Origin of the sequence: Mesorhizobium sp. M7A.F.Ca.CA.003.01.2.1 (genome assembly GCF_003998945.1) — a bacterium.
Lineage (GTDB): Bacteria > Pseudomonadota > Alphaproteobacteria > Rhizobiales > Rhizobiaceae > Mesorhizobium > Mesorhizobium ciceri.
Window position 1 is genome coordinate 1 of sequence record NZ_RZRA01000292.1, and the last position, 5,822, is coordinate 5,822.

Sequence of the window (5,822 nt, forward strand, 5' to 3'; positions counted from 1 at the left end):
TTTGCCGACAACGGCGATGGTCACCTCGCCTTCCGGATTGTGGATGCGGTTGGACACCGCCTGCCACGGCTCCATACGCGGCTTCGGCGCCGGATCGATGCCGAAGGCGGCCAGGACTTCCGAATCGAGCCCTTCCTTGTGATAGGCCATCGGCACGTCGTAGATATGCGGCACGTCGAGCGCCTGGATCACGGCGCTTTCGCGCACATTGCAGAACAGCGACAGTTTTCTGCGCTCTTCCTTGGGGATAGCGCGGTCGGCGCGGACCAGCAGGATGTCGGGCGCGATGCCGATGCCGCGCAGTTCCTTGACCGAATGCTGAGTCGGCTTGGTCTTCAGCTCACCGGCCGTCGGGATATAGGGCATCAGCGTCAGATGCACGTAGACGGCATTGTTGCGCGGCAAGTCGTTGCCGAGCTGGCGTATAGCCTCCAGGAACGGCATCGCCTCGATGTCGCCGACCGTGCCGCCGATCTCGCACAGCACGAAATCATAGTCGTCATTGCCGTTGAGGACGAAATTCTTGATCTCGTCGGTGACGTGGGGGATGACCTGCACGGTGGCGCCGAGATAGTCGCCGCGCCGCTCGCGCTCGATGATGTTCTTGTAGATGCGGCCGGTGGTGATGTTGTCCTGCTGGTTGGCGGAGCGGCCTGTGAAGCGCTCGTAATGGCCAAGATCAAGATCGGTTTCCGCACCATCGTCGGTGACGAAAACCTCGCCATGCTGGTACGGCGACATCGTCCCCGGATCGACATTGAGATAGGGATCGAGTTTTTTGATGCGTGCGCGATAGCCTCGCGCCTGCAGGAGAGCCCCAAGGGCCGCTGCGGCAATGCCTTTTCCAAGTGAGGAAACCACGCCGCCTGTGATGAATACATATCGCGCCATGGGAGTCATCGCTTAACGCGGCCGGATTGATTCCGCCAGAGAAAAAACCACCGCGAAGGTTTTTTCCCAAGAAGGCGCTCGGATCGTGAACAGGGCAAAACAAAAGGGCCGGCTGAGCCGGCCCTTTCGGCAGGATGACGAAAACGTCAGATGATGACGACCTTGGTGCCAACCCTGACGCGGCTGTAGAGATCCATGACGTGCTCGTTGATCATGCGGAAGCAGCCATTAGAGGCGCTGGTTCCGATCGACTGCGGCGCGATGGTGCCGTGGATGCGCAGATGCGTGTCCTTCTTGCCGTCATAGAGATAGATGGCGCGGGCGCCGAGCGGATTCTGGCCACCGCCAGGCATGCCGTCCTTATACTGGCCGTAATGCTTCGGCTCGCGCTTCTGCATGTCCAGCGTCGGGATCCAGCGCGGCCATTCCTGCTTGTCACCGACCGCGACCGTGCCCTTGAACTGCAGGCCCTCGCGACCGACCGCAATGGCGTAGCGCCGCGCGGTGGAAGATGATTCGACGAGGTAGAGGCGCCGCGCGCTGGTGTCGATGACGATGGTGCCGGCATCGTAACCAGTGAATTCCACGTCCTGCGGCACGAATTCCGGCTTCACCTTGAACTGCTTCTTGGCCTCCCTCTTGGCGAGAGCCTGATCGAGAGCCCGCGTCTCGGGAAGATAGCTTATCGAGGAGCCGGACGACGTCCCGCCGAAAAGGCCGGCGAACAGGCCGCCGCCGCTCGGCTTCTTCTGGCCGATGACTTCGCTGCGCAGTTCGCCATTGTTGCCGGTCAGGGCGACGTTCATGGCCTCCGCCGGAAGCGGCTCGGCCGACTGGATCGGCGCTATCGGTTCGATAGGCTCGATGATCTTGGCAGCCTGCTTCTTGGCCGGCTTGGCATCGGCCACCTCGGTTGCCGGCGCGCTCTTGCCCTTCTTGGCAAGGAACGCCTGCCGTTCCGCGTCGGCCTTGGCCTTTGCCGCCTCGCGCATTGCCAGCTTCCTGGCTTCGAGCGCCTTGGCTTTGGCGGCTTCCTTGTCGGCAACGATCTTGGCCTCGATCTTCTTGATCTGGGCGAGGTCGTCGGGCGTCGGGTTTTTCTTCTTCTTGAGAAGCTTCAATTGCGACGCATCACTCTTGACGGCGACGTTGATGGCAGAAGTTGTTTCAGCCGAAGGCTGTGCGGCCATATTGGCCGGAACGCCTGCGAAAGCGGGGGAACTCACGCCGAGTGCGGCGCAAAGTCCCAGGAAAATGAAGCTGCGAAGCTGCATGGCGAAGATCCGATCGTTCTATGCTTGTTGCCACGGCGTCGCCCAGCGCCCCCCAAGGGCGCCGGAAATGCCGCGTGCAATCTATAGTCGAATAAGCGCGGCCGCCTCAAGCGTGGGGCCATGCCTCACCCCGTCGAATCTTCGTGATCTCGCTGCATTTGCCGCGACTGTGTTCAAACGACCACAGATCGCGGTTCAGGCACCGAGGACTACTGGTTTGGAACCTGCGGGGTCGCCGGTGCGGCGGGAGCCGTGCCGTTGGTCGCCGGCGGCGTCGAGCCGGCGGCAGGCGCAGTGGCCGGGGCAGTCGCAGGAGCCGAAGCATCGTTGCCGGAAGGCGGCGTCGGCGTGGTGGTGCCCGCGGGCGCCGGAGTTGTGGTTCCAGGCAACTGGTTGAGCACGCCTTTGCCGGCGCCGTCCGAGGTCGCCGGCACGCGGTCCAGGATATCGATCGGCTTTTCGCCGTAGCGGGCGACGATCGACAGGGTCAAGGAGGTGGCGAAGAAGGCAGCCGCCAGGATCGCCGTCGCACGCGTCAGCGCATTGGCCGCACCACGCGCGGTCATGAAGCCGGACCCGCCACCGATGCCGAGGCCACCGCCTTCGGAACGCTGCAGCAGCACCACGCCGACAAGGGCGAGCACGACCATGAGATGGATGACGATCAGTACGGTTTCCATAGTTTATCCTGGCAAGGCCTTGCCCGGCCGCGGACACGACCGGTGAATTGGAGGCGGCTCAATACAATGCTTTGACGGCATTTCCAAGCCCGTGGCCGGAATATGGGAAGCAACCCGTCCTTTGCAACGATTTCGTGCACCGGAAGCCCTGTCCGGCAGGGAAAATGTCTTCAAGCAATATTGCGATAGGCCTCGGCGATGCCGAGAAAGTCCGCCGCTTTCAGGCTGGCGCCGCCAACCAGCGCGCCGTCGACATTCCTGACGCCGAGCAGTTCGACCGCGTTGGAGGGCTTGACCGAGCCGCCATAGAGAATGCGCACCTTCGCCGCGACGCCGCCGAGCTTTTCCGATAGCTTTTCGCGGATATGTGCGTGTGCCGCAGCGACGTCGGCCGCTGTCGGCGTCAGGCCGGTGCCGATCGCCCATACCGGCTCATAGGCAATGATGGTGTTGGACGGGGTGGCGCTTGGCGGGACTGAGCCCTCGACCTGCCGCGACAGCACGTCCAGCGTGGCGCCCGCTTCACGCTGCTCATGCGTTTCGCCGACGCAAATGATGGCAACAAGCCCGGCACGCCACGCGGCGGATGCCTTGGCCTGGACAGTGGCGTCATCCTCGCCGCGTTGCTCGCGGCATTCGGAATGGCCGACGATGACATGGCTCGCACCGGCATCCCTGAGCATTTCCGCCGAGATGCAGCCGGTGTAGGCGCCGCTCTCCTTGGTGTGGCAATCTTCGCCGCCGGCATGCACCGGCGTGCGCGACAGGATCTCGGCGGCGTGGGCAAGCAGGGTTGCGGGAACGCAAACCAGCGCTTCGGTCTCCGCGTCAAGCCCACTCATGAAGCCGTTGCCGATCATCCTGAGCTCGTTGAGGGAGGCGCTGGTGCCGTTCATTTTCCAGTTGCCGGCGACGAGCGGGCGAATTCCTGGCGTCATGGGTTTGCTTCTCCGGATGATATCGGGGCTCTGGCCCTCACTACCAAAATCAGGCCACAAAGCAATCGACAGTGGGCCGGAAGGGCGCTATTGCGCTTGTTTCAGACTCGGCGCATGCGAAAATGCGCATAAATCGGAAGTAAAAATGCTTGGTATATTGAGAAGCGCGGCAGGCACCTGGGTCGCGAAGGGGCTGTTGGTGCTGCTGGTGCTCAGCTTTTTGGTCTGGGGCGTTTCCGGACGGCTGATGGGCGGTTTGGCCGGCCATGATTCGGTGATAACCGCTGGCGGCACCAAAGTGTCGATCAACGAATACCGTCTCGCCTATGATCGCCAGCTCGCCGTCATGTCGCAGCAGTTCGGCCAACGTCTCAGCCACGAACAGGCAAAGGCGCTCGGTGTCGATAACCAGGTGCTGGCGCAGCTCGTCTCGGGTGCCGTTCTCGATGAACAGGCCCGCAAGCTGGGCCTCGGACTTTCCAAAGACCGGCTGGCCGAGCTGACACGCGAAGACCCGGCCTTCAAAGGCCCGGGCGGCCAGTTCGATCGCAGAACGTTCGAATATATGCTGCAGCAGATTGGCATGCGACCCGAGGACTATTTGAAGAACCGTGCTCAGGTGGCGGTGCGCCAGCAGATTGTCGAGGCGGTCTCGGACGGCCTCAAGGCTCCGGACACTTTCTTCAAGGCAGTTGCGCTCTATCGCGGCGAAGACCGCACCATCGACTATTTGACGCTGCCCAAGGCACTCGTCGAGCCGATCGTGGCGCCATCCGATAGCGTGCTTTCGGCCTATTTCGAAGCCAACAAGAAGACATATGCGGCACCCGAATACCGCAAATTCTCCTATGTCCGCCTCGAGCCGGTCGACATCATGGATCCGACCGCCGTCACCGACCAACAGGTCAGCGACGATTACAACAAGAACAAGGCGCGTTACACCACGCCGGAATTGCGTACCATCGAGCAGCTCGTGTTCAAGACGCCGGATGCGGCCAAGGCCGCGTTCGATTCGCTCAAGGCAGGCGCCACTTTCGACAAGCTGGTCACGGCGGAAGGCAAGACCCCAGCCGACACGTTGCTCGGCACGCTTGCCAAGGACAAGATCGCCGACAAGGCGGTCGCCGACGCCGCCTTCGCGCTTAACGCCAATGAAGTCAGCCAGGTCGTGCAGGGCGCCTTCGGTCCGGTGCTGCTGCGTGTCACCGAGATCAAGCCCGAGGTGGTGAAGCCGCTGGCCGAGGTGTCCGACCAGATCCGCAAGGATCTGGCGCTGGGCGAGGCAAGCCGCATCCTTCTGGACGTGCGCGACAATTACGATGACACCCGCGCCGCCGGCAGTTCGCTGGCCGACGCTGCGGCCAAGCTGAAGCTGAAGGTCGTCACCATCGACGCCATCGATCGCAGTGGACTGCGGCCAGATGCAAGCATCGTCAAGGACCTGCCGCAATCGCCGGAGCTGATCAAAGCGGTCTTCGACGCCGAACCCAACACGGAAAACGATGCCTTGACCACAGCCGACAACGGCTTCGTCTTCTATGAGGTGGCGTCCATCACGCCGGCTCGCGACCGCACGCTGGATGAGGTTCGTCAGAAAGTCGTGGCCGACTGGACGGCGGCGGAAACAAGCAAGCGGCTCGCCGCCAAGGCTGACGAGCTGGAAAAGCGGCTCAAGGCCGGCGCAACGCTCGATGTCATTGCCAGCGAACTGAAGCTGGAAAAGCAGACCAAGCGCGGTGTGAAGCGCGAGGCTGACGACGTCGATTTCGGCAAGGAAGGTGCCGCAGCGATGTTCGGAGTCGGCGAAGGCGGTACCGGCCTGATCCCCTCGCCTACCGGCGACGGAGAGATCCTGTACAAGGTCGCCGAAGTGTTCGAGCCCGCCGGGGCCGATGCCAGCTCGGTGCCGGATGACGCACAGAAATCCTTCACCTCCGGCATGTCGGACGACCTGCTCGACCAATTGGTGGCGCAGTTGCAGACGCAGTACGACGTTCGCGTCGACCAGGCCGCCGTCGCCCAAGCCTCGACAAGATGAG

General features: G+C 62.6%; 5 protein-coding genes. 1 reads left to right on the forward strand and 4 read right to left on the reverse strand.

All coding sequences use genetic code 11. The annotated features are described in order from the left end of the window. The 4 genes from EN969_RS13975 to tpiA form a co-directional block, all read right to left on the reverse strand. Positions 1-900: CTP synthase (locus EN969_RS13975; protein WP_127419189.1), on the reverse strand; the 900-nt coding region annotated here is incomplete at its 3' end. Between the two features lie 137 nt (positions 901-1,037). Further along, positions 1,038-2,165, reverse strand: a complete 1,128-nt coding sequence (locus tag EN969_RS13980; RefSeq protein ID WP_013531734.1) for a L,D-transpeptidase — start codon at positions 2,163-2,165, stop codon at positions 1,038-1,040. A 209-nt stretch (positions 2,166-2,374) separates the two neighbouring features. Then, positions 2,375-2,845 carry a preprotein translocase subunit SecG gene (gene secG, locus EN969_RS13985; RefSeq protein ID WP_013531735.1) on the reverse strand — a complete coding sequence of 157 codons (471 nt, stop codon included), beginning with the start codon at positions 2,843-2,845 and terminating at the stop codon, positions 2,375-2,377. 170 nt (positions 2,846-3,015) lie between these two features. Then, positions 3,016-3,783, reverse strand: coding sequence for a triose-phosphate isomerase (gene tpiA, locus EN969_RS13990; RefSeq protein ID WP_013531736.1), 768 nt, complete (start codon positions 3,781-3,783; stop codon positions 3,016-3,018). A gap of 145 nt (positions 3,784-3,928) precedes the next feature. Between tpiA and EN969_RS13995 the strand changes: the two genes are divergently transcribed. Continuing rightward, positions 3,929-5,821 carry a SurA N-terminal domain-containing protein gene (locus EN969_RS13995; protein WP_063167979.1) on the forward strand — a complete coding sequence of 631 codons (1,893 nt, stop codon included), beginning with the start codon at positions 3,929-3,931 and terminating at the stop codon, positions 5,819-5,821. Position 5,822 lies beyond the last annotated feature (1 nt).

What these genes read in the sequence shown, in the direction of transcription:
- secG (WP_013531735.1), bottom strand. Translation starts at nt 2,845, where the DNA reads ATGGAAACCGTACTGATCGTCATCCATCTCATGGTCGTGCTCGCCCTT.
- EN969_RS13980 (WP_013531734.1), bottom strand. Translation starts at nt 2,165, where the DNA reads ATGCAGCTTCGCAGCTTCATTTTCCTGGGACTTTGCGCCGCACTCGGC.
- tpiA (WP_013531736.1), bottom strand. Translation starts at nt 3,783, where the DNA reads ATGACGCCAGGAATTCGCCCGCTCGTCGCCGGCAACTGGAAAATGAAC.
- EN969_RS13995 (WP_063167979.1), top strand. Translation starts at nt 3,929, where the DNA reads ATGCTTGGTATATTGAGAAGCGCGGCAGGCACCTGGGTCGCGAAGGGG.